Origin of the sequence: Dyella ginsengisoli (assembly GCF_044904665.1) — a bacterium.
In the GTDB taxonomy this organism is placed as follows: Bacteria; Pseudomonadota; Gammaproteobacteria; order Xanthomonadales; family Rhodanobacteraceae; genus Dyella_A; species Dyella_A ginsengisoli.
The window spans coordinates 758,775-781,284 of the sequence record NZ_JADIKM010000003.1 but is presented as its reverse complement, the minus strand read 5'-3'; the positions used below and the strand labels follow the sequence as shown (position 1 = coordinate 781,284).

The following is a 22,510-nucleotide window of genomic DNA, read 5'->3' as shown; positions in this document are numbered from 1 at the left end:
CCCCATGTCGCTGCAGATCCGCTCGCCGGCGTCGCAGATCAAGACGCTGCAGTACGCACACAGTGCGGCTACCACCGCGCACACGCCGGTGCTGATCAACGCCCGGCTGCTGATCCCCACGGACTACGCCGACGCCGCGGCCATCAATGGCTACGCCTACGAGGCGGAAATCTACGGCGCCCCCAAGGCGGCCGTGGCCTGGTCCGCGCTGGACAAGCTGTACTGGGACGACACCAACAAGGTGGTGACCAACGTGGCGACCAGCAACACGCTGATCGGCTACGCGCTGGAGGCGGCGATCGTGGGCGATGCCACCACCGGCCTGGTGGCCTTCAACGCTTTCGCGGCTTAAGGAGCCAAGCATCATGCGCACCGTTTACAGCAACTTCGCCAAGCTTGGCACCATCAACGACCCGGCCGAGCAGCTCAAGGCGCTCGCCCAGGCCATCAATACCGACTTCAGCCTGCCGTCCATGTATCTGGAGCTTGGCGGTGCCGCGGCGGTGAAAACGCTCGACCACGGCATCAAGGTGATTGGCGGCAACGATGGCCAGCTCCAGGTGCCCAGCGTGGAGCGCGTCAAGGCGCACCTGCAGCAGAAGTGGGCGGTGCCGGGCGACAACCCGGGCCTGGTGGATGCCAGCAACCGGGTGGTGTCGTTCTTCCACACCAACATGCCCGACATCGACATGGGCTACACCGCCGCCTTCGACTTTGTCGACATGCGCAACAGCATGAACGATACGTTCGAGGTGCTGGACGCCAACAACGGCGTTACCTTCACCCAGAAGAAGGCCGGCGAGGCGGTGAAGATCCGCCGCGGCGTCACCGAGAACGTGCTGCCGGTGAAGTACGTGACCTTCGCCGATGGAGTGGGCATTCTCGACGACTGGCTGCGCTTCCAGAAGTGGTGGGCCGTGAGCGACACGGTGTCCGAGTTCAACGCCAAGGCGTGGGACAAGAAGGCGCAGTGGCATTACGACCTGTTCACCGCTCTGGGTTCGGGCGTCAACGTTGCCTTCGATACCGACGACACCAAGACGCTGAACAAGGCCGCCGCCGGCATCCTGCGCAAGGTGCGCGACAAGGGCTACGGCGCCGGCCAGAACGCGGGCTTCATCATCGTGTGCGCACCGGAAGACGTGGGCCGCATCACCAAGATGCTCACCGCCACCGCCGGCAGCCTGCTGGTGGCCTACAACGCCAACGTGCAGCCGATCAACGTGCGCGTGCAGACCGTGGTGGCCAGCACGTATATCCCGGCCAACGTGGGCGGCTACTACCTGGTGCTGCCGGGTCGCAAGCTGAAGCGGGCGGACTGGCTCAACCTGCAGATCGAGAGCCAGCGCAACGTCTACGTGCGCGCCAATGACTACGTGGGCACGTTCCAGACCAACGCGGTGATCGGCGACGCCGACCAGGTGGCCCGCGTCCTGTTCACCTAACTCCCCGGGCGGCAGTGCCCTGCCGCGCGGTTGCAGCCGCGCGGCTTCTTTTTTAGGCGAGACAGCACCATCGCATGAGCGACCCCAAGGCCAGCGTGCAGGATCTGATCGACGAGGGTTTCAACGCCTCGCAGTTCGGCTCGCCTGCGGATTTCGACACGGTAACCACCGGCTACCTGGCCAAGGTGCTGAAGTCGGCCGGCCTGTGGGTGGAGCAGAAGATGGGCGCGGCCACGTATGCGGCGCTTGCCAGCGGCACTTATGCCGAAGACTGCGCCCGCCAGGCCGAAGTGGGGTACGCCACCGCTGAGCTGTACCGCCGCCGCTACACGTTTGTGGAATCGAACGCCTCCAGCGCGCTGGCGAAAGATCAGGCCATGGTACTCACCGAGCTGCGCCGACGCGCCGCGGCAGCGCTGGACGATGCCAGATATTGGCTGGGCGAGGGAATGCGCGCCAGCGGACAGGATGACAGCGATCTCTACGACGGCAGCGGCCTGGCCAGCGGCGTGGTGGAAACCGGCCGCTACCCCAGCCTTACCGGGGGCGCCGCATGAGCACGCTCGCCAACAGCGCGCTGCTGCAGAACATCCGCGTGATGGTGGACAGCCTCAACAGCACGCTGTCCACCAGTCTTAGCAAGGCGGCGGACGGCGTGAATGCGATCGCCCGGCGCAACCTCTCCGGCGCCAAGAATGCGGAGCCCTGGAGCTACCCGGTGCCGCGCCGCTCCGGCGGCCTGCTGCTCAACCAGAAGGCCCAGCGCACCACGCCGGCCAACCCGTTCACCGCCTACGTGTTCAACCTGGCCGGCTATGCCGGTGCGGTGCACAGCGGCGTGGTGAACGAGTGGGCAGGGCGGGGCAAAACGCGCACCCGCATCAAGGCGGATGGCCGCCCGTTCATCGACGACGCCGCGGCGGAATACCAGCCGTTGATGGTGATCCAGCGTGACCTCGAACAAGGGTGGATTCCGCTGTGGACGTAGCCACCACCACCACGGCCATCCGCGCGCTGCTGACGGGCGATGCCACGTTTGCCGCGGATATCGCTGCCGCCATCGGTCAGCCGGTGGCACGCGTACTGCGCGCCAACACGCCGTGGGAGCAGATCAGCGCCAACCAGCTGCCGTGCTTTGTGATGGAGCAGGGCGACGGCGCCACCTCCAGCTGGGCCAGTGGTGACGAGAGCGGCCTGGTGATCGGCCACCGCTCGCAGGCCTTCTCCTACGAGCTCGACATCTGCCTGCTGTGGAACGAGCAGAACCGCGAGACCGCCGCCGACCAGCGCGCCGCGCTGCCAGGCGCACTCGGCCGCCTGTTTTTGCGCAACCCCCAGCCCGGTGGCTGCAATGCCGCCTGGCTCAAGGAGTGGATGCCCGATCAAGGCGTTCGCCACCCGCTGCAGTGCTGGGTGGCACGCGTGCATTGCGAAATCACCATCGAGGACTGACCCCATGGCCAAGACCAACACCGGCAAGTACACCGTGACGTTCCCCGCCGACGCTCTGCCCGGCGTGCGCGCCGTGGGCCACATCAAGCGCGGCGCCAGCGTCGACGTGGACGCCGCCGAGGCGCTGCGCCTGGTGCGCGCCAAGGGTCTGGCCTTTGCCGACCCCAGCGACAAGAGCCGCGCCGAGGCCGAGGTGAATGCCGCGACCCCGGCCGACGCCATTGAACCGCCTGCCGCGGCTGCGCCGCCGGTGGCGGATGCGCCAGCCACCGAGGAGCAGTGACATGGGAAAGCTGATGGATGAGAGCGATTTCAATCCAAGAATGGCCCGTGCTCGCCGCGAAGAGGCGGCATGCGAGCTTGAATCCCCGGGGGCTGACAACGCGCCGGCGCCCAACACCCTGAGCGAGGAGCACTGACATGGGCAAGCAGGTACGCGGCGCAAACGTCCGCCTGATCGGCCTCACCGAGGCCACTTACGGCACGCCATCGGGTACGCCCACGGCGCTGATTCTGCCGTTCGTGCAGAACAACCTGAAATCCGATCAGACGCGCGACCAGGACGAGACCATCTCCGGCTACCGCGGCATGTCGCGCAGCATCGCCGGCAACCGTAGCGTGGCCGGCACCGTGCAGATCAATGCCGCGCCGCAGACGATCGGGTACTGGCTGAAGCACATCCTCGGCGCCCCCAGCAGCACCACGACCACCGGCGTCACCACGCACGTGTTCGGTGTGGCGTTCGACGGCGCCACGGCGCTGCCGCCGGGCATGACGCTGGAGGAGGACATGGGCGCGGATTTCACCGCCGCCAGCCGCTACGTGCGCTATTCCGGCGTGCGCGTGGCGCAGGCGCAGTTCTCGCTGTCGCCCAGCGGCTTTCTGCAGGTCACCAGCACCCTCGCGGGCTCGGCCTACAGCAAGAGCAGCACGCCCATCGACGCCACCCCCAATGACACCGGCCACGCGGCCTTCAGCACGCTCACGGCGGCGCTCGTGTTCGGCGCCGGCTCGCTGGTGCTCGACCCCACCAAGCTGGATTTCACTTTCAGCAACAACCTCGACGAGGACACCTACGTCATCGGCGGCAACGGTGCCCGCGGCGATCTGCCCGAGGGCATGCTGGCGGTGAGTGGCACCGTGGAGGCCCTGCTCAAGGATGACGCGCTGCTTGCAGCCGCGCTCAGCGACACCGACACCAGCCTGCTGCTCACCCTGCAGAACGGCACCGGTGCCGGCACGGACGGCAACGAGCAGCTGCAGATCAACATCCCCGCGCTGGTGTTTGGCGTGAGCACGCCCACGGTGCCCGGCCCCAAGGGCCTGCGCCTCACCGCGCCGTTCACCGCCCACCGCACCAGTGGCGAGATCGGCGTCACTGCCACGCTCAAGACGCCCATCGCCACCATCGAATAAGGACGCCCCATGTTCCGCTTTGCCACTGACGGCCGCGTGCGCTGGCCGATCACCATCGACCAGGTGCAGGAAGACGGCACCACGCAGGCCCAGGGCTTTGGTGTGGTGTACACCATCCTTACGCGCGGGGAGCTGCGCGACCGCGAGAGCCGCCTGCAGGCCTACACCCGCGCGCTGCATGCGCTGTACCCGCCGGAGGGCCAGCCGGATACGGCGGAGCTGGCGGCCCAGCGTGCCGAGCTGACGGACAAGCGCGTGGTCGAGGACGACACCCTGTTGCTTCAGCGCATCACCGGCTGGGACAGCATTGCCGACCAGAACGGCAAGGACATCCCGTTCTCGGAAGCGATGCTGCGCGCGTTTCTCGCCGATGCCCTGCTGCGCCAGACCCTGCTGGGCGGCCTGATCGACGCCAGCCTGGGAGCGCCGGCAAAAAACTCGTTGCCTGGGCTCGCTGGCATGCCGGCGCGGGCCCAGGCGTAACGGACGAGCAGGGCAATGAGCAGCGCCTATGGGACGCGCAGAGCCAGTGGCCGGATACCGACCTGCAGGATTACTGCCGCAGCTGCCGGAAGGCCGGCGGCTGCGGTGCCTGCCCACAGCCCACGCTGCTGCCGGAGAACGTACCCGCGCTCACGGCGTACCGCCTGTGCGACAGCCAGTGGCGCACCAGCCTCACCGGCGCCACCGGGCTGGACTACACCGCCTGCATCGCCGCGCTGCAGCTGTACCTGCCGCGCTGGCAGGCGGAGGCACCCAACGACCCGCACTGGCAGCGCCACACCCTCACCACGCTACTGGATGACCTGCGCACCATCGAAGACGCCCTGCTGACCGCATGGGATGAGAAAGCGCAAGTCGATCCAAACCCGCAAGAAGAACGCTAACCACCGGAGGAGAAAAGCCATGCACTACCGAAATGGGCGTGAGGCCAAGAACGGCGACAAGATCGTGCGGCTTACCAGCGACGGGAAGATCGAGGCGTTTGGCGTGCTGCATAGCGCTGTGCCGGGCAACGACTTCTGCAACGGCAGCATTGCCGTCGTCCAGTCGGCCAACGAGTACGCGTGCATGTGTGATTGCCTGCACGTGGAAGATCTCGCCGCGCTGCTAGCAGAGAAGGGTCTCGAAAAGCGGCCGGCCGGCAAGTAACCCAAATCAGGTGGTGCGCCCCAAGTGATCACCGAGAACACCCTGCGCCTCAAGCTTGAAGCGACCGGTTCCGGCGATATCAAGGCCGTGCTGGGCGACGTGGCCACGCAGGTCACGGCGGTGGATCAGGCGCAGCAGGGCGCGGCGCAGTCCGCCCAGGCCTCTGCGCAGGCGGAAAAAGCCAACGCCCAGGCCACCAAGGAACTGGGCGAATCCGCGGCCGAGGCAGAGGGCCGCATCAAGGCCATGGTGCAGGCCTCCGTGGCTCGCGCCGAGGCCGAGCGCGCCGCTGCAGAGGCCACCCAGCGAAGCACCGCCACCCAGGCCAGCGCCACCGTGGGGCTGGGCCGGCTGGTGGATGCGCAGAACCGCGCCATGGCCGGCGCCACCCGCATGGTGCAGGCCGAGCAGCAGCAGGCCGCCGCCGCGGCGCGCACCGCCGGCATCGAGGCGCAGCGCGAGGAGCTGGGCAAGCTGGTGGGGCAGATCGACCCCACCATTGCCGCACTGGAAAAGCTCGACCAGCAGCAGGACAAGCTCAACCAGTTTCGCCAGGCCGGCATCATCGGCGCCGACGATTACAAGCGATTCAGCGCGGCGATCGACGAAAGCCGGGTGCGCATTGGGGCGGCCGGCGAGGCGATGTCGCACTTCAGCCTCAACACCGCCGGCGCCAAGCGCGAGCTCGGCTACATGGTGGCTGAGCTGGCGCGCGGCGACATCAGCAACTTCGAGGGTTCGCTGGCCACGCTGGCCAGCCGCACCGGGCTGCTCTCTGCGCTGCTCTCCCCGGCGGTGCTGGGTGTGGGCGCCTTGGCCGGTGGCCTGGTGGTGCTGGGCAAAGCGGCGTACGACGAGTATGAGCAGCAGCAGCGCCTTAATGAGGCCATCGCCACCAGCGGCAACTTTGCCGGCGTCACGCAGGGGCAGGTGATCCAGATGGCGTCGGCCATTGGCGGCGCCACGAACCGTGTGAGCGAGGCGCGCGACATCCTCACCTCACTCGTGGCCACCGGCAAGGTGGGGGGCGATGCGCTGGCGGCGGTGGGCCAGGCCGCCTTCGACATGGCCGAGCTCACCGGCAAGAGCGCAGAGCAGGCCACGCAGTCGGTGATGACCCTGTTCGATGGCACGGCCGCCGGCGCCGTAAAGGCCAACGACCAGTACCACTTTCTCACCGAGGCGACGTACGAGCAGATCAAGGCGCTCGAGGAGCAGGGCAACCAGCAGGAGGCCGTGCGCGTGGAGGCGGAGGCGTTCCACAACGCCATCGGGCCGCGCATTGAGGAGATGAAGGGGCAGGTGTACGGCTTGGCCGCCGCATGGGATTCCGTGAAGGCATCCACCCGTGGTTGGTGGGAGGAGTTCAAGACGGGCGCCAGCCTGCTCGCCGGCACTGCTGACCTGCAGACGCAGATCTACAGCCTGATGGGGCAAAAGGCGAACGCGCAGAGCGGAAACCCGCTCACGTTCGCCTCGTGGTCGCCGGCCGACGAGCGCAAGCTGGCCGACCTGCGTGCCCAGCTGCAGGCGCAAACCGATCGCGCGGACCAGCGCGCTGCGGATACCCAGCGCAATGCCCAGGCTATCCAGGGCGACTCGGAGGTGGACCGCCTCGCGGCGAGCGTCGACAAGCTCTCGGCGAAGAAGCAGGCGATGGACCAGCTCACCGCCTCATTCGAGAAGCTGTGGGCCAATGCAGAGCCAGACAACGCACGCCTCAAGGGCGTGATGCGCATCGTCAACACGGACGGTTCGGCTACCTTTGCCGGCGGCCTGTTCGACACGCTGAAGGCGGGCATCGATCGAAAATTCCAGGCACCTGGAGCATCCGCGCTCGACAGCGCCAGCCTGCAGGCGATGGTCGACGGCTACCGCAACGCGCAGAAGCAGATCGACGATGTGTTCACCAACAGCTCGCGTGAGCTACAGGGAAATGAGCGAGCCGGGCTGATCGACGAGGCCGACTACTACCACCAGCGCATCGCGCTGATCGACGACCACGCCAAGCAGCTGGAGGCATCACTCGCCAAAGAGGCAGATGCGCTGCGCCAGCGCAAGGCCACCGGCGCCGAGCAGATCCGCATCGAGCAGCAGCTGGCCGATGTGGAGGCCAAGCGTCGCGCGGTGGAGACCGATGCCGCCAGCCAGCGCAAGCAGGCTGATAACGATCACCTCACGGCACAGCGCAAGCTGCTGGAGATCAACGAGCAGATCAACCTGTCGCTGCAGACGTACCAGCGATCGCGCGAGCAATCCGCCAGCCGGCAGGTGGATGCCATCGGCCATGGCAGCGACTACAGCCAGCAGGCGCAGATCCTCGACCAGCTGCGCGCCCAGGCTGACGCCCGCCGCGACGAGCTGACCAAGCAGTATCGCAAGCAGGGTGGGCTGGACTCACCGCAGTACCTGCAGGAGCTTCAGTCGATCGACTCGTGGGAGCAGCAGCAGGCCGCGCGTGAGGTGGGCTACTGGCAGCAGCGCAAAGACGCCATGGGCAACTGGGCCAACGGTGCGCGCGCGGCGCTGGAGGACTTCAAGACCCACGCCGAGGACGTGGCCGGTACCGTGAAAGACGGCTTCGGCAACATGTTCGGCGACATGGAAGCGGACGGTGTTGCCTGGGCTACCGGCTCGCACGTGAGCCTCAAGACCGTTGAGCAGGATTTCGAGAAGACCCTCGCGCGCATGGTGGTGCAGGCGCTGGAGGCGCAGGCGGTTTCAGGACTGCTCAGCATAATCGGCGGCTCCAGTACCGCCTTTTCCGGCGGTGGCGCCGGCTACTCAGCTGCATCGGGTGGCTTGGGAGCCTACAGCGGCATGGACAATGGCAGCTTCTCTGGCGGTTTCAGCCTCGCCGGCCATGCCGATGGCGGCCGCATCCGCGGCCCCGGTACCGGCACCAGCGACAGCGTGCTGGCGCGCCTGAGCGACGGCGAGAACGTGATCACCGCCAAGGCCACCAATTACTACGGCCAGCGCTTCATGGACGACGTGAACGCCATGCGCCTGCCGCGCTTTGCGGACGGGGGCCGTGTCGGCGCTGCTGCGGCTACGGCATCTGGCGGTGGCGACATGGCGCCCATCGTCAACATCTACGGCGCGGAAAACGGTGGCCGCGCCGATGCGCGCAAGGATCCATGGGGCCGCTGGGTGATCGATGCCTTCATCAACGCCGCGGCAGATGATGTGGCGCGCGGCGGTCGCCTGGGACAGGCCGTGAACGCCGCAACCGGTACGCGGCGCCCCGGCCGCAGCTACGCGCCGGCGGGAGCCTGACCATGTCAAACCCCACCTGGCCGAGCACCTTGCCTGCACCGCAGGCGGACAACAGTGCCGCCTACGCTGGGGCGGAGGAGGCGATCCGCACCCAGATGGATGCCGGCGTGGCGAAGATGCGCCCGCGGTGGACCGGAACGGCCGAGCCATTTTCCTGCACGGTAAAGCTCACGCAGGCGCAGTGGGCCACGCTGCAGACGTTCTACGCCACCACGCTGCAGCGCACGCTTCCGTTTGACTGGACCGACTTCCGCAGCGGTTCGACGGCGACCTACCGTTTTCTACGCAAGCCGGCGGCCAGCTACATCAAGGGGCTGGTGAATCGCTGGCTGGTAACCCTGCAGCTGGAGATTCTTCCGTGAGCCGCGAGGTATCCCCCAACGCACTGCGCGCCATGCTGGCGCAGGAGACGGGCGAGGTGTTTCTGGTGGGAGTCACCATTACCCACCCCGCCATCGCCACGCAGTACCTGGTGAACAACAACGCAGTGGTGTACCGCGCGGCGGGCGACTTCCGCCCGGCGCCGATGCGGATCACTTTGCCGGCCCAGGTGGATGACCAGATTCCGCAGGTACAGATCGTCATCGACAACGTCGACCGCGAGGTGTTGCGTCTGATCCGCACGGTTTCTGGTGTGCCGCAGATCACGCTCGAGGTGTTTCTCGCCAGCAGCCCGGACACAGTGGAGGCCGGCCCGTTCGACTTCTCGCTGGTGTCGGCAGTGTACGACGTGCTCACCATCACCGGCACCCTGGGCTACCAGGACGACGTGCTCAACCAGATGGTGCCCGCGCAGAGCTATACCCCACCCAACTCCCCGGGGCTGTTCCTGTGATGCCGCTGCCGCCATGGGCTGCCGACTACATCGGCATTCCCTACGTGGACAAGGGGCGCAGCGCCACCGGCGTGGATTGCTGGGGGCTGGTGGTGTGCGTATACCGCGAGGTTTTCCAGCGCGCCCTGCCGGACTGCAGCGAAGCCTACACCGACGGCGAAGACTGGCCTGGCATTGCCGCCGAGATTGAGCGCGTGCGCGGGGATGGCTGGCAGCGCACCGAGCAGCCGCGCATGGGTGACGTGGTGGTGCTCGCCATCGCCGGCCGGCCATGGCACTGCGGCGTCATGCTCAACTCGCTGGCCTTTCTTCACGCGGCCCCCGGCGACAGCGTGAAGTGGGACCGTCTCGACAACCACCGCTGGAATCGACGCATTGAAGGCATCTACCGCCATGACTGATGTCGCCCGTCCCGTACGGTTGGAGCTTCTGCGCCACCCTGCCGCTGAAGAGACCATCTACGCGGAGGCGAAAGCCGGCCAAACCATTGCCGAGCTGCTCGGGGATGGCGCGAGCCACACGGTCTCCGTATGGATAGGTGGTTGCGACGTGCCGCGATCTCTGTGGCCGCGCGTGCGACCCAAGGCAGGCCAGCGCGTGGATATCACGGCTTTCCCTCAGGGCGGAGGAAACAGCAACAAGCTGTTGAAGCTCGTGGTTCTCGTTGTGGCAGCGGTGCTTGTGTACTTTGGCCAATACCAATTGGCAGCTCAGGTGGTTGCCTACGGCTTCACGGTGGTCAACATTCTCGTGCCACCGCCCCAGCCAAAGCTCCCTGGCGCAGGGGATCCATTCAACACGTTGGCCAGCCTAACCGGCACCCAGAACCAGGCCAGCCCGTATAGCCCCATCCCGCTGGTGGTTGGCTCGTGCCGCTTTTTTCCCACGCACGCCGCATTGCCGTACACCGAGATAAGCGGCAACGACCAGTACCTCCGCATGCTGCTCGATCTGGGCTTTGGCGACATCGACGTGAGCGACATCCAGATCGGCTCAACACCTATCGCCAGCTACGACAACGTGGAGTACGAGGTGGGCACCGCGCCTACGCTGTTCACGCAGGACGTTTACGAGCTGCAGGTGGGTACCGCACTCAATACCAGCGGCACCAGCGACCTGCGCACGTCGCAGGCGCTCAGCTCAGAGCTGTCGATCGACGTGCAGTTCCCTGCTGGCCTTTTCGGCAAGGACAACAAAGGCAACTCGGTGACCGGCTACACCTCGTTCACGGTGGAATACCGACCCACGGGAGGCAGCACCTGGACGAATGCGTCAACCGCCAGCGGCATCACCCTGGCCGGTGGATTCACCATCGATACGGGCCTGTTCAAGATCAACAGCGCCGCCTCCAAGACGTTGCGCGCCGGCATCCGGTGGAAGGTAGCCGCTGGCCAATACGACGTGCGCGTCACTCGTGGAGCGAGCAGCTGGCCCGGTGCTGCCTCCGGTGCCACCTTCGGTGATGCGGTGTGGACGGTGTTGCGCTCCATCAGCGCACAGCTGCCAAGCAATACCGGTACCACCAAGCTGGCTATCCGCATCAAGGCCACCGACCAGCTGCAGGGCGTAGTGAGTACCGTCAACTGCAAGGTGACCCAGCGCGTCCGCACCTACGACACGGCTACCGGCCTGTGGACGGAAAGCGTGCCCACCTCCAACTGTGCATGGGTATACCACTGGCTGCTCACGCGCTGCCCGGGCGTGGCACGGCGCATGCCCGACTCGCGTGTGGACATCGACAGTATCGCCGCCTGGGCGGCCGACTGCGACGCCTACAACTTCACCTACAACCACGTGGAGAGCAGCGGCCGCACCCTGTTCGATCTGCTGCAGGACGTGCTGGCTGCTGGCCGCGCCAGCTTCAGCATGCCACGCGGCAAATACGGGTGCGTGCGCGACGTGCTGCAGACCGTGCCTCGTCAGATGTTCACCCCGGCCAACAGCTGGCAGTTCAGTGGCACCCGCACCTTTTACGACCCGCCGCACGCCCTGCGCTGCAAGTGGACCAACCCCGAGGCCAACGACCAGCAGGACGAGCTGGTGGTGTACGCCACCGGCTACAGCGCGGACGGTGCCGGCGGCACCGCTATCGCCACCCGCTTCGAGGAGATGGACCTTCGCGTATGCACCAACCCGGAGGCCGTCTGGCGGCTCGCCAGCTATCACCTGGAGGCGGCAGCGAAGCGCGCCAACACCTACACCTGGATGGCGGACATCGAGCATCTCGTGTGCGAATCGGGCGACTTGGTGACTCATGCGCACGACGTGGTGGAGTGGGGCAGTGGTGCCGCACGCATCAAAAGCATCAGCACCGATCGCCTGAGCCTCACGCTGGCCGGCGCGGTGACCTTGGAAACAGGGAGGCTCTACGGCGTGCAGGTGCGGACCGACACGGGCCTGCAGCTGGTGACCAATACCAGCACCACCGGCGATGGTGACGTGTCCGTATTCACGTTTGCTACCGCATTGGACAGCGCCATCCACGTCGGTGATCTGGCGGTGGTGGGCGAACGCACGCTGGAGACCACACGGCTGATCATCAAGCGGGTGGAGCCATCCGACGACCTCACCGCGCGCATCACCGCCGTGGATGAAGCGCCCAGCGTGCCGGTGGCTGGTACGGGCACGCCGCCAACCTTCGTTTCGTCCATCACTGGCACACCGTGGTGCTCGCCGCCGGATATTCCGGACGTAGTGATCTTTGCCGGCGAGAGCGCGCCAGATGATGCCGGCGTGATTCACGCGGCTCCCGCGTTCTCCAGCACGCCCACGGGGGGCATCTACCGGCTTCCACTCTACAAGCGCCGCCAGCTCGGCGAGCTGGAGGCTGCGTAATGGCCAAGTCCGCCGCCGTGAAAATAGAGGTGCGCTGGCGCGAAACCGGCACAACGCAGTGGAGTGACATCCAGAGCTGCAGCCCCGCCGCCCAGATTGTGGTGGAGGGGCTCGACCGTACCAAGACCTACGATTTCGAATGGCGCGGTGTGAGCGCGTGTGGCGCGCGCAGCTCATGGGGCAGCACCTCCCATGCGATCGCCGACGTGCCTGCCGGAACCATCGTTCTGTCCGACCTCAAGACCGAGGTGGACAACGCGGCTGCCGATGCCGCAGCGGCCAACGCCGAGCTGGCCAACATCGCCAGCGACAATGTGCTGAGCCAGGGCGAGAAGCCCGTGGTGATCCGCGACTACAACGTCATCTCCACTGAGCAGGCCGGCATCGACGCCCAGGCCAGCTCGTTCGGCATCACCACCGAGAAGACCGCCTACGACAACGCCGTCACCGCGCTCACCAGCTATCTCGGGACCCTCACCAGCCCCACCGCGTGGAACAACCTCGCCGGCGACACCACCATCGTCGGCACTACCTTCCGGCAGAAGTTCGCGGACGTCTACACCACGCGGCAGGCGCTGCTGAACGCGATCTACGCGGCGGCGAAGTCGAAGGCGGACGCGGCGCAGAGCACGGCTAATACCGCGAATGCCAACGCCCCAGCCGTCTTCAACCCGCAGTTCTCCAACGGCCTCACATCATGGTCGGGCGCGGGCGACCCGGGCTGGGTTGTACAGACGGGCGGCTCAAATCTGCCTGACCCCATAGTGAACTTTGCCGCGGTGCATGACGCGAGCATTGCCGGGGCTGTCGCGACAAACGTACTTCGCAACGATGCGCACATCCCGGTAGTTCTGGGGCAACAAGTCACGGTTACTTGCTGCGTCAAGGAAGCCGGCGCGAACGCCGGTGCTACCGGTTTTGCTCGGATAAGCTGGCGGGACATGAGCAACACCGAAATCGCGACGTCAATCCCCGACGGCTCGGCGCAATACCCGACGTGCGGTGCGGCAGGTAGCGGCACCTACACCAATTGCGTCACGAAGGTGATCGCTCCGGCCCCCGCCGGAGCCCGTTTCGCCGTGGCAGAGTGTGAGGTGACAGGCCACACGGCAGGCCAGTTCTTGTTTTCCAACGTGTGCATGGTGGCGCAGCCGTCGAGCGTTGATGAAGTACCTGACGGCTCAACCTTCGGGCGACCGGTGAAAACCCGCCTGTCCAGTGGCAAGCCTGTCATCGACTTCTCTGAAGGCATCCATTTCAACAAGCAGCTCGATAACATCGGTGACGGCACAAACTACGGCCGCCCGTTGCTTTCACGGCTATCGTCCGGCAACCCGCTGATCGATTTCGCAGCGGGCTACCATCTGAACAAGAACATCGACAACATCGCAAACGGCACTGTATATGCTCGAACGGCCGGAAATAATGGCACTGGATCTTCGTGGAGCATAGAGAACAACTCTTTCCAGCTGCCTCTAGCAGGTGGTGTAGTACCTAATTGGAAGTCCTACAGCGGCGGCGCTTTCTATTACCAGAGCACGTCGCCATCGCCTGCGGTCGGTTCGCAATACATGGTAGTTGGACCCATAGCTTCGGGCGCCGGTGCCGTTACATCAACGAAGTATCAAGTTAACGTTGGGGACAAACTCTCGCTGAAGGCGCTTGTGTATGCCTTTAGCGGAACGATTAACGTAAGCATCGTTTTTTCCGATGCATCTGGTGCGTTCAAAGGCGCTGCAATCAATGCATCATCTTCAGCGATTGGCTGGAATTGGATTAGTGCGAACGGCGTTGTTCCGGCAAATGCAGTTTATGCTGAGATTTATGTGCAAAATTATATCTCTACAGCTAATTATGTCGGTGTAAATTATTTGATCGTTACGGTTAACGACACGCGTATTGCTGGAAGCGGAGCAAAAGCCTACGTCGATTTCAGCGATAATACGGCGAGCGGTCACCTCAACAAAAACGTCGATAACTTAGGGGATGGCACAACCTATGCGCGTATCAAGGGCAGCGAGCTTTTCAGCGGCGTGCACAAGCTCGGCGTGGCCGGCAGCGGTGCACTGCTCGGCAACCAGCTGAACATCCCCAACAGCCTCACGCTCAACTACGGGTCAGTGCGGTCGACGACCGCGCTCACGGCCAGTTCCACCGGCGCGGTGTCGGTGAATGCCTTCACCTACTACATGGGCGCCGCGGCGGTGGCCTACAGCGCAGTAAGCAACGCCGTGACAGGCCTCACGCAAGGCATCACCTACTACATCTACACCCGCGATCCCGGCGGCACCGGCGGCACCAAGACCTGGTCGGCGACCACCAACGTGAACGCGTTGCTGCAGACCTACGACGACATCGTGGTAGCAGGGCAGGTGACGATTCCCACCAGTGGCTCCAGCGGCGGCGGTGGCGGCGGTTTGTGCGTTTGCGACGACATGCTGGTGGCTGATGGGCTGCTCGCCGGGGACGCGCAGCCGGGCGACGAGTTCGACTGCCTGGACCTTCCAACCTCTGGCATGACCAAGTTCCGGCGCGCGCTGGAGGCGGTCGAGCGATCGGTGACCGAGTGTGTTCGTCTCACGACCCATGGCGGCGCGATCCTGGAATGCAGCACCAGCACGCCGTTCGACCTTCCTGGCGGCGGCGTGGAATGGGCTCCGCGCATGCTTGGCTGCGAAGTAGTCACCGACCTTGGCGTGGAGACCGTGACTGGTGTCGAGCACATCGGAAAGCAGGCCGTATCGCATATCCATCTGGGCGGCTGCAGCTACGCCGCCGGCCGCGACGCGCGGCACCGCATCTACTCCCACAACCTGCAATACAAACCGTGAGGCGCACATGAGCACTCCGATCACCACCATCCCCAACCGGCCGGACGGCAAGCCGGTTTTCGACTTCCAGATCACGCAGGGCTATGCGCGCGTGGTGCTCACGCCGGTCAGCAACGACGGCCAGAACCTGGTGCTGTCCGGCTGGGCATACCAGATCACCGACCAAGGCGTGCCCGAGCTGGATACGGATACCGCCGCGCCGATCGCCACGGCCGACAGCCCGCGCACCGTGGTGCTCTCCGGCGTCATGGCCGGCACCCACACCATGTACGACGGCTGGGTGCGTTACGTGCCCGACTCGCAGACCGTGCTGGACGCGCAGAACCTTCCGGCTGGCTGGACCAGCGGCAGCGGTGCGCCCACCGGTGAGGCCGCCTACGGCGCCGTCTACTACGACACCGCGGCCGGCGTCGGCTACGTCTACACGCAGGGCTGCCTTGCGCAGGCGGCGCAGAGCTTTGCCGATGCCCTGCAGGCCCAGATCGACACCGCGGCGAAACTCGCCACCCTCGGCTTCTGACGGAGAACCCCATGCCCCAGCCGATCGACTACAACGCCTTCGTCGCCAACGTGAACAGCGACGATCTGGCCATGCTCACCACCTTCATCGTGGGGGTGAGCGTGCAGTCGGCGGATGCCACGCAGGCCGACGCGCTGTTCGTGCAGGCGCAGCGGCTATACGGTGCCGGCCTGCTTACCAACCTGCACCGCATCTACAACGACGACGGCAGCGGCAACCTGCAGCAGTCGTTCACCGGGCTGGTGTCGCCCCAAGCCGCCGGCTACGTCGCCCAGCTGGCGCGCGATCGCGTGGTGCTGTCGCGGGCGCCGCTGCCGTGACCGCGGCGATTCTGCTGGCACTGCTCGCCATGGCTGTGCTTTACATCGCCCGGCTGCGCGCCAGGCTCAAGGCGCGCGGCGCGGCAGCAGCGCAGTACGACGCTGCGGTGCTCGCCTTCCAGGCGCGCCAGCGCTGGGAGGATGACGTGCGCAGGGCAACGGGCGTGATCCACACCACCAAAGGAGGCACGTTGTGAAAATCACCATCCAGCCCACGCACCTGGGCAACCTGCCGGCCGGGCATCAGGCGGTTACCGTCAACTGCCACGACGACGACGGCGCCGAGTTGGTGCTGTTCAACGCCGTATACGACGGCAGCGCGCTGACCGCGGTGAACGGCACGCGCAAGCTGCCACAAGACCCGGTGGCCGCTGGCGCGATCGATGCCGCGGCTGAGTTGCTCGCTGCGCGGTTTCTGCCATCTGCAGAGCCTGTGCCCGACGCGGTCTGAGGCATTGGCTGACAGCATCATTTCCCTGGCGCCGGGAAAATGTTCATGCCCCGCACGTCTGGCCCGATCCGACCGCCGCGCCAAGGCCTCCAGCCGGCACGAACGTCAGGTGGAACCGACCGCAGGGCGACTACTCGCCGAGCTGCTGCAGGCGTAGGTACTGCGCGATCCGCCAATCCGGCTGCGGAGCCGGACCGCGCTTTGATGCGCGCCATCCCTTTGACTCCATAACCGGCACGCGCGGGTGAGCCCGAAGCCAAAGCTCGAGGTGTCGCTTTGCCTGAATCAGGCTTGCGCAGTACGCGCCCACAGGAGCCTTCCCGCCGGCGGGCCATGCCTCGGCCCGGTAGAGCCCAAGCTCGCGCCACACGCCGCCGCAGGGCGGGTATTCCGGGGCGGCGACGAACCAGCGATCGTGCTTGCGGCCATCCGGCGATCGGTCCGCATACCACAGCAGGGCGGTGGGGGCAGGTTTCATGGCGTGCAACGTAGCGCGGCACTGTCTCACCGCCTGCAAGCACCGGCCCGCCCCGGCATGGCAGCGGGCCACCCCGCACCGACACCCTGACCGGAAAGCGCCACGCGGTGGCGTGCGACGGGGCAGGCATGGCGGCCGGCAATTTTCAGGCGAGCCTGGCGCTCACGCTGCCGTTTGAAGGCGGCTGGAGCGACCATCCGAAAGACCCGGGCGGCGCCACCATGTGCGGCATCACCCAGGCCGTGTACGACGATGACCGCGATGCGCGTGGCTTGCCGCGGCGAAGCGTTCGCGAGAGCACGGCGGCCGAGCGTGAGGCCATCTACCTGCGCCGCTACTGGCAAAAGGCCCAGTGTGAGGCGCTGCCGGCAGGCGCCGACTTTGCCCTGTTCGACTTTGCCGTAAACAGCGGCGTGAGCCGCGCCACGCGCACGCTGCAGCGCATTGTGGGGGTGGCCGCTGATGGCATCCCCGGCCGGTACACGCTGGCCGCGGCGAGCCGCTACGGCAGCCAGTACGGCCCCAGCGCCTTGGGCGACGCGCTGTGCCATGCGCGGCTGGCGTGGATGCAGGCGCTGCCTACATACGCCACGTTTGGCCATGGCTGGAGGCGGCGCGTGATGGGCGAGCATGATGGCGCCCAGCTCGATGACACCGGCGTGATCGATCACGCGTTCAGCATGGCCACGGGCGCGACCGTGGCGGCCACGCAGCGACCGCTCGTGGTGCCCAAGACCTACCTGGCGCGCGCCGCATGATCACTACGCCGCCCAGCGCCGGCTGGCTCTATGCGTGCATGTGCTCGTGGACCGCGGCGCTCGCCACCTGGACGGCGCCGTTTGACTTTGTAGGCGTGCCGGTACCGGTGGCCTTCATGGCGTTTGCCGGCGCGTGCGCCGGGCTGATTCTGCAGCCGCCCAAGGTGAGCCGCCGCGCCATGTACGCCTGGGCACTGAGCCTTACGTTCTTCGCCACGGTGCTCACCGTGGCCTTGGGCGAGGTACCGCACATGGGCTGGAGCAAGAACGCCGCGCCGGCCATCGCCGGCCTGCTGGCGGTGTTCAGCCAGGCGCTGCTGCCGGCCATCAGCGACCGGTTGCGCCGTGAAGTAAAGGACAGGGGAGCCCCAGGCAACGCCACCGGAGGAGACCCGCCATGATTTCACTGCTCAGCATGCTGGCCGCCGCCGTGGCCATCGCCACCGGCATGGCCATGTTGCATGACGCCACCCCTGTTCCAGCCGATCGCTCCGCCATCGGCTGGTTTCGTCATGGCCTGCGCCTGCTGCTGTTGGTGAGCATCACGGCATGCGGTGGCGTGGTGCTCTGCGTACCAGCCGCGCGGGCCCACTCGATGTACCAGGCCATGTTTGCCATGGCGCTGGCCGGATTCATGGCGATGCAGAGCCCGTGCCCATGGTGGCGCTATGTGCTGCAAGGCCGCCAGCGAACCACCGGCCGCCCCGTCAGCGCACCACCGGAGCCCACGCCGTGAAGGGATACCTGATCGCCGCCGGCATCTTGCTGGTGGCGCTGGCACTGTGGTTCAGCCACGACACCGGCTACTCGGCGGGCTACGCCGCCGGATCCAACGCGGTGCAGGCAGCCGATGCCAAGGGCGCCGAGCAGGCGGGTGCGACTACCGACCAGCGGCAGACCGATGCGGCGGCGGCCGGCTCACAACTGCAGACGCAGATTCAACTGACGATCCCCGCGATCGAGGTGCAAGCCGATGACTCGCAACGCCGCATCCACACGCTCTACCTGGCGCAGCCTGCTGCTGTGGCTGCTGGGTGCCGCCGCCCTGACAGCGTGCAAGCCGAGCTTGACGCGGCCGTCGACCGCGCCAATGAAGCCGCCCGTGGTGACCTGCGACCACACCCCGCCGCCCAGGATGCTGCCCAAGGTGCCGTGGCTGCGCAGCGCGGCGGATCTGGCTGACGGCGATGCGTGGATGGCCATGGCCGCTGGCCTGTACCAGGCCGAGGTGACGCTGCGGCAGCAGGAGCATGCGTGCTGGGCGCAGCTGCGGGCGAACGGCGTGATTCGCTGACTACCACCCTTGGGTACTCGTGCCCACCTCAAAAGGCGGCTTATCCACAGACTTGTTGTCTCGTGGCCTGCGATACGTCCCGCTATGATAGGACCGGGTTCACGAAAAAGGCCGCCCGGATACCAGCCGGGCGGCCTTTGGAAAAACCCGAACCGCCGCGGTAGCACCGAGGCCAGCATCGAGTGGTTTAGCAACCGCACACGATACTGATTCGAGGTTCGTTCCGTCAACGTGACGGAGCCGCGATTACTCCCACCGCAATCAGTAGGTGCTCCAATGAAAAACTACCATCTGACCAAGGGCGGCGACGCCTGGAAGTTAACCGGGGAGGGCGCCTCGCGCGCATCTCTCAGCGCCCCCACAAAAGCAGAAGCCATCCAGAAAACGCACGACTTCATGGCGGGCAAGGTCGGCTCAGTGAAGATCCACAAGGAGAACGGGGTGTTCCAGGAGGAACGTACCTATCCCCGATCAGCCGATCCCAAGAAGTCACCCGGCTAAGTCTGGACCGAAAAGAGAGGGGCCGCCCTGTGCGGCCTCTCTTCATTTGCACACGATAGCGCCCGACCGCATGGCCGCCTCGATCGCATCCAGATCCTTGCTATTCCACGATCCCGCGCGCTTGATGGTGACGATGCTGGCGCGCGAGCCAGCGTTGTCCGCCGACACGGTCAGCCGAAGCACCACCAGGCCGCTGCCGTTGGCTGTCTGCAGCTCTCCGCGCTTTTCGTTAGCGTAGAGGTTGCCCGTGGTGACGTTGGGGCTGAGCCCCACAAAACCGCGTACGCACTGGTTGAGGTAGTCGTTAGCGCGGTGATATGCCTGCTCGTAACTGATGTCTGGCAGGGTTATGTCGCGGCGCTGGCCGTTGCTTCCGTCCGGACGCACGCTGCATGCGGCGAGAACCGCGCAGGCGATGACGGCGACCAGCCGATGACGCACAGGGCGCCCATCACGTCGCGCGAGCTGTGCCAAAACCTGTAACCCCATGGGCTTGCTCCTCCATGTCGCGGTGCGATCCTAACGCTCAACCGTCGAGCAGCACCAGCAACGCACGCAGGCGCTCTGGGCTCCATTTCTTTGCCATCTCCACCACCTTTCCAAGCTCCGGCGACAACGGCGCGACATAACTCGCCGCTGGTTCTCTGACCATCGGTTCGCCAAATACCTTGGGCCCACGCCCCGTGGCAATCCACTCGAACTGCACGCCTGTCACGCGGGCAATCTCGGCCAGATTTTTCACGCTAGGCGTTGTGCCTTGTTCCATCTCCCACTGCGCTACTGCGCCACGGCTTACCTCAAGCACCGCGGCAAACTCCTCCTGAGACTTGCCGGTGCGCCGCCGCGCCTCGCGGACACGCGCATACATCTCCACTTCGTCACCCCTTAGGCATTGCTGCCCCCCGTGGCGGCTGTATAGCGCTGCTAGCAAACCTTGTCGGCTCGTATCGCTTGCAATGCTCGAATTGCTAGCTATACTAGGCGCCATGGACATCAAGCAGGCTCGTAAGGCTAAGGGCTGGACCCAGCAACAGCTGGCGGATCAGCTGAAGGTTTCCCGCGGCGCCGTGGCGCAGTGGGAGATGCAGGAGGGCACCCGGCCAGATCCCGCGAATGCTGTGAACCTCACGCGCCTGCTCCCCGGTCTGAAGCTCGAACACATCTATGCCGTGCAGGGTAGGGCCGCCGCATGAACCTGGTCGGCTACGTGCGCGTGTCCACCGAGGAGCAGGCCCGCGACGGGCATGGCCTTGGCCAGCAGCGCGATCGGCTGGCCGCCTACTGCGCGCTGCACGGGCATCGGCTGGTGGAGGTGATCGCCGACGAGGGTGTGAGCGCCAGCGTGCCGCTGGCCAAGCGGGCAGGGGGCGCTGTGCTGCTGGAGCGCCTGAAGGGCGCGGCCCACGGCGTGGTGGTGATGCGGCTGGACCGCCTGTTTCGCGACGCCTACGACGGCCTGCTGTTTTTCCGAAGCGCCGAGCGCACGCGCAGCACCGTGCACAGCGTGAGCGAGCTGATCGACAGCAGCACGCCGGCCGGCAAGCTGGCGCTCACCATCCAGCTGGCGGCCGCGCAGTACGAGCGCGACCTGGCCGTGCAGCGCGCCACCGAGTGCAACGCCGCCTTGCGCACGCAGGGCAGGGTGTATGGCCACGTGCCTTACGGCTGCGTGGCTGTGGGCGAGGGCGACGATCGCCGGCAGCTGCGTGACCCGGCCACCTGGCCGCTGCGCGAATCCATGGTGCGCGATATCCGCGCCGGCATTTCGCTGCGCGAGGTGCGCTCGCAGCTGGCCGAGCGGGGCGTGCGCAGCCCCACGGGCAAGACCCACTGGTCTCCCAACACCCTGCGCGAACTGATCGTGCACCACGACACCCTGGCAACCCTCCCTTTGGCAACTGATGAGCAGCTTGCCGCAAGCACCCACCGCACGCGTGACCCGGAGGTTTCAACGCATGTATGAGGCAGCCACACAGCCGGCCAGCGCAGCTGGCAAGGTGTTTGCGCAGATGGCGCACATCGCCGCGCACGAGGTGCTGACGCTTCGCGAACTGCGCCAGCGCGCGGTGAACGATGGCGTGCACTCGCTGGGCGAACTCAACCAGCTGCTCGACGCGATGATTGCCGAGCGCTCCCGGTTCATCGGCGGCGGCTATCCCGATGTGACCGGCGACGCCTACGAGGCAGCGGATCTGGAGCGCATCGCGCGGGGTGCGATCCATGCGTGAGAGCCGCAGCCAGATCATTGCCGAGCACGTGATGCTGGCGCTCAGCCGCTGCGCGCTCACCGAGCGCACCTACGCGCAGGCCGTGGCCGACCTCTACATGGAGCGCACGCCGCTGCATGCGCGCACCGTGGGCTTTGCCAGCAGCAGCGACGCCTACGCCGACAGCGAGGCGAACCGCCAGACGGTCAAGCGCATGCTCGATGGCCGCGTGCGCATGGCGGTGGATCTGGAAGAGGCGCTGGTGCTGGCGCTGCCGCAGCCGTTCCGCCACCACCTGCTGACCGACCTCGCCGCACGCGTGGGCCTGCTCGCCGCCGAGCAGCCGGCCGCGCACGCCGCGGGGCAGCAGCACCAGGTGGGCGACTTCATCCGCGACATGGGCAAGGCGCTGGATGGCCTGTCGCCCATGCTGGACGACGGCCTGCTGGACGAGCGCGACGCCGCCTACGCGCCCATCGCGCTGCGCGAACTGCAAGCGCTGTCGGCGCGCATCGAGACGCTGTGCGACGGCATTCGCCAGCACGTGCTGGCGAGCGGTGGCTCGCTGGGCAGCAAGCGATGAGAGGCGGGTGCTCCGCCGATGGCCTGGGCGCGCGCGTGGTGCGCTCCCCCTCCCACCCCGGCAAGCCGTGCCGCGGCCGGGCCATCGGCGCAGCGCCTGACGCTGAAACGAAGAACGCCCGGGGCGGCAACCCCAGGCGTTCGGTTTGTCCCA

General features: G+C 66.3%; 33 protein-coding genes. 30 read left to right on the top strand and 3 right to left on the bottom strand.

The features are described from left to right. Positions 1-4 precede the first annotated feature (4 nt). The 21 genes from ISP17_RS13755 to ISP17_RS13655 all read left to right on the top strand — a co-directional run bounded on the left by ISP17_RS13755 (position 5) and on the right by ISP17_RS13655 (position 16,536). Entirely contained in the window at positions 5-352 is a 348-nt protein-coding gene (locus tag ISP17_RS13755) for a DUF2190 family protein (protein ID WP_404634061.1), read from the top strand. Between the two features lie 13 nt (positions 353-365). Continuing rightward, positions 366-1,445, top strand: a complete 1,080-nt coding sequence (locus ISP17_RS13750) for a hypothetical protein (protein ID WP_404634059.1) — start codon at positions 366-368, stop codon at positions 1,443-1,445. Between the two features lie 74 nt (positions 1,446-1,519). Further along, positions 1,520-2,002: a hypothetical protein gene (locus ISP17_RS13745; protein ID WP_404634057.1), complete on the top strand. Its 483-nt coding sequence runs from the start codon at positions 1,520-1,522 to the stop codon at positions 2,000-2,002. Further along, a complete protein-coding gene (locus ISP17_RS13740; RefSeq protein ID WP_404634055.1) occupies positions 1,999-2,433 on the top strand; it encodes a hypothetical protein in 435 nt (144 codons plus the stop codon). Before ISP17_RS13745 ends, ISP17_RS13740 begins: the two co-directional genes overlap by 4 nt. After that, positions 2,424-2,897 carry a hypothetical protein gene (locus ISP17_RS13735; protein ID WP_404634053.1) on the top strand — a complete coding sequence of 158 codons (474 nt, stop codon included), beginning with the start codon at positions 2,424-2,426 and terminating at the stop codon, positions 2,895-2,897. The genes ISP17_RS13740 and ISP17_RS13735 overlap by 10 nt, the downstream gene beginning before the upstream one ends. 4 nt (positions 2,898-2,901) lie before the next feature. Further along, complete coding sequence (locus ISP17_RS13730) at positions 2,902-3,180, top strand: hypothetical protein (protein WP_404634051.1); 279 nt, start codon at positions 2,902-2,904, stop codon at positions 3,178-3,180. Between the two features lies 1 nt (position 3,181). Next, positions 3,182-3,316 carry a hypothetical protein gene (locus tag ISP17_RS13725; RefSeq protein ID WP_404634049.1) on the top strand — a complete coding sequence of 45 codons (135 nt, stop codon included), beginning with the start codon at positions 3,182-3,184 and terminating at the stop codon, positions 3,314-3,316. A 1-nt stretch (position 3,317) separates the two neighbouring features. After that, complete coding sequence (locus tag ISP17_RS13720; protein ID WP_404634047.1) at positions 3,318-4,313, top strand: phage tail tube protein; 996 nt, start codon at positions 3,318-3,320, stop codon at positions 4,311-4,313. Positions 4,314-4,322: 9 nt separating this feature from the next. After that, positions 4,323-4,796, top strand: coding sequence for a hypothetical protein (locus ISP17_RS13715; RefSeq protein WP_404634045.1), 474 nt, complete (start codon positions 4,323-4,325; stop codon positions 4,794-4,796). Positions 4,797-4,858: 62 nt separating this feature from the next. Then, entirely contained in the window at positions 4,859-5,200 is a 342-nt protein-coding gene (locus ISP17_RS13710) for a DUF1799 domain-containing protein (RefSeq protein ID WP_404634326.1), read from the top strand. 19 nt (positions 5,201-5,219) lie between these two features. Next, positions 5,220-5,465, top strand: a complete 246-nt coding sequence (locus ISP17_RS13705) for a hypothetical protein (protein WP_404634043.1) — start codon at positions 5,220-5,222, stop codon at positions 5,463-5,465. A gap of 24 nt (positions 5,466-5,489) precedes the next feature. Next, a complete protein-coding gene (locus tag ISP17_RS13700) occupies positions 5,490-8,744 on the top strand; it encodes a phage tail length tape measure family protein (RefSeq protein WP_404634041.1) in 3,255 nt (1,084 codons plus the stop codon). 2 nt (positions 8,745-8,746) lie between these two features. Next, on the top strand, positions 8,747-9,106 hold the full coding sequence (locus ISP17_RS13695) for a hypothetical protein (RefSeq protein WP_404634039.1): 360 nt from the start codon (positions 8,747-8,749) through the stop codon (positions 9,104-9,106). Further along, positions 9,103-9,579, top strand: coding sequence for a DUF1833 family protein (locus tag ISP17_RS13690; RefSeq protein ID WP_404634037.1), 477 nt, complete (start codon positions 9,103-9,105; stop codon positions 9,577-9,579). Before ISP17_RS13695 ends, ISP17_RS13690 begins: the two co-directional genes overlap by 4 nt. Next, positions 9,579-9,980, top strand: coding sequence for a C40 family peptidase (locus tag ISP17_RS13685; protein WP_404634035.1), 402 nt, complete (start codon positions 9,579-9,581; stop codon positions 9,978-9,980). Before ISP17_RS13690 ends, ISP17_RS13685 begins: the two co-directional genes overlap by 1 nt. 400 nt (positions 9,981-10,380) lie before the next feature. Further along, entirely contained in the window at positions 10,381-12,414 is a 2,034-nt protein-coding gene (locus ISP17_RS13680; protein ID WP_404634033.1) for a host specificity factor TipJ family phage tail protein, read from the top strand. After that, on the top strand, positions 12,414-15,245 hold the full coding sequence (locus ISP17_RS13675; protein WP_404634031.1) for an autotransporter outer membrane beta-barrel domain-containing protein: 2,832 nt from the start codon (positions 12,414-12,416) through the stop codon (positions 15,243-15,245). The genes ISP17_RS13680 and ISP17_RS13675 overlap by 1 nt, the downstream gene beginning before the upstream one ends. 7 nt (positions 15,246-15,252) lie before the next feature. Then, a complete protein-coding gene (locus ISP17_RS13670; RefSeq protein WP_404634029.1) occupies positions 15,253-15,765 on the top strand; it encodes a hypothetical protein in 513 nt (170 codons plus the stop codon). Between the two features lie 11 nt (positions 15,766-15,776). Then, positions 15,777-16,085 carry a hypothetical protein gene (locus ISP17_RS13665; RefSeq protein WP_404634027.1) on the top strand — a complete coding sequence of 103 codons (309 nt, stop codon included), beginning with the start codon at positions 15,777-15,779 and terminating at the stop codon, positions 16,083-16,085. Further along, positions 16,082-16,282 carry a hypothetical protein gene (locus ISP17_RS13660; protein ID WP_404634025.1) on the top strand — a complete coding sequence of 67 codons (201 nt, stop codon included), beginning with the start codon at positions 16,082-16,084 and terminating at the stop codon, positions 16,280-16,282. The genes ISP17_RS13665 and ISP17_RS13660 overlap by 4 nt, the downstream gene beginning before the upstream one ends. Then, complete coding sequence (locus ISP17_RS13655; RefSeq protein WP_404634023.1) at positions 16,279-16,536, top strand: hypothetical protein; 258 nt, start codon at positions 16,279-16,281, stop codon at positions 16,534-16,536. Before ISP17_RS13660 ends, ISP17_RS13655 begins: the two co-directional genes overlap by 4 nt. Before the next feature lie 130 nt (positions 16,537-16,666). Here the strand turns inward: ISP17_RS13655 and ISP17_RS13650 are convergent, their stop codons facing one another. Further along, entirely contained in the window at positions 16,667-17,014 is a 348-nt protein-coding gene (locus ISP17_RS13650) for a hypothetical protein (protein ID WP_404634021.1), read from the bottom strand. Between the two features lie 128 nt (positions 17,015-17,142). Between ISP17_RS13650 and ISP17_RS13645 the strand changes: the two genes are divergently transcribed. The 5 genes from ISP17_RS13645 (at position 17,143) to ISP17_RS13625 (ending at position 19,567) form a co-directional block, all read left to right on the top strand. Continuing rightward, positions 17,143-17,772: a glycoside hydrolase family 108 protein gene (locus ISP17_RS13645; protein WP_404634019.1), complete on the top strand. Its 630-nt coding sequence runs from the start codon at positions 17,143-17,145 to the stop codon at positions 17,770-17,772. Further along, positions 17,769-18,173 carry a hypothetical protein gene (locus tag ISP17_RS13640; RefSeq protein WP_404634017.1) on the top strand — a complete coding sequence of 135 codons (405 nt, stop codon included), beginning with the start codon at positions 17,769-17,771 and terminating at the stop codon, positions 18,171-18,173. The genes ISP17_RS13645 and ISP17_RS13640 overlap by 4 nt, the downstream gene beginning before the upstream one ends. Next, a complete protein-coding gene (locus ISP17_RS13635) occupies positions 18,170-18,508 on the top strand; it encodes a hypothetical protein (protein WP_404634015.1) in 339 nt (112 codons plus the stop codon). The genes ISP17_RS13640 and ISP17_RS13635 overlap by 4 nt, the downstream gene beginning before the upstream one ends. Next, a complete protein-coding gene (locus ISP17_RS13630; RefSeq protein WP_404634013.1) occupies positions 18,505-18,954 on the top strand; it encodes a hypothetical protein in 450 nt (149 codons plus the stop codon). Before ISP17_RS13635 ends, ISP17_RS13630 begins: the two co-directional genes overlap by 4 nt. Before the next feature lie 388 nt (positions 18,955-19,342). Beyond that, positions 19,343-19,567, top strand: a complete 225-nt coding sequence (locus ISP17_RS13625) for a DUF2188 domain-containing protein (RefSeq protein WP_404634011.1) — start codon at positions 19,343-19,345, stop codon at positions 19,565-19,567. 42 nt (positions 19,568-19,609) lie between these two features. Here the strand turns inward: ISP17_RS13625 and ISP17_RS13620 are convergent, their stop codons facing one another. Both ISP17_RS13620 and ISP17_RS13615 read right to left on the bottom strand, forming a co-directional pair. Beyond that, positions 19,610-20,056 (bottom strand): hypothetical protein, encoded by a 447-nt coding sequence (locus ISP17_RS13620; RefSeq protein WP_404634009.1) that lies wholly within the window; start codon positions 20,054-20,056, stop codon positions 19,610-19,612. 37 nt (positions 20,057-20,093) lie between these two features. After that, positions 20,094-20,435: a helix-turn-helix transcriptional regulator gene (locus ISP17_RS13615; protein ID WP_404634007.1), complete on the bottom strand. Its 342-nt coding sequence runs from the start codon at positions 20,433-20,435 to the stop codon at positions 20,094-20,096. A gap of 118 nt (positions 20,436-20,553) precedes the next feature. On the opposite strand from ISP17_RS13615, the gene ISP17_RS13610 reads away from it, so the two are divergent. Genes ISP17_RS13610 through ISP17_RS13595 form a run of 4 tightly spaced genes read left to right on the top strand, consistent with a single transcriptional unit; the run spans position 20,554 to position 22,357 of the window. After that, complete coding sequence (locus tag ISP17_RS13610) at positions 20,554-20,760, top strand: helix-turn-helix transcriptional regulator (protein ID WP_404634005.1); 207 nt, start codon at positions 20,554-20,556, stop codon at positions 20,758-20,760. Next, positions 20,757-21,530 carry a recombinase family protein gene (locus ISP17_RS13605; RefSeq protein ID WP_404634003.1) on the top strand — a complete coding sequence of 258 codons (774 nt, stop codon included), beginning with the start codon at positions 20,757-20,759 and terminating at the stop codon, positions 21,528-21,530. The genes ISP17_RS13610 and ISP17_RS13605 overlap by 4 nt, the downstream gene beginning before the upstream one ends. Continuing rightward, the gene (locus tag ISP17_RS13600; RefSeq protein ID WP_404634001.1) at positions 21,523-21,795 is read left to right on the top strand and encodes a hypothetical protein; all 273 of its coding nucleotides are present in this window, start codon (positions 21,523-21,525) and stop codon (positions 21,793-21,795) included. The genes ISP17_RS13605 and ISP17_RS13600 overlap by 8 nt, the downstream gene beginning before the upstream one ends. After that, the gene (locus tag ISP17_RS13595) at positions 21,788-22,357 is read left to right on the top strand and encodes a hypothetical protein (protein WP_404633999.1); all 570 of its coding nucleotides are present in this window, start codon (positions 21,788-21,790) and stop codon (positions 22,355-22,357) included. Before ISP17_RS13600 ends, ISP17_RS13595 begins: the two co-directional genes overlap by 8 nt. The last annotated feature ends 153 nt before the right edge of the window (positions 22,358-22,510 follow it).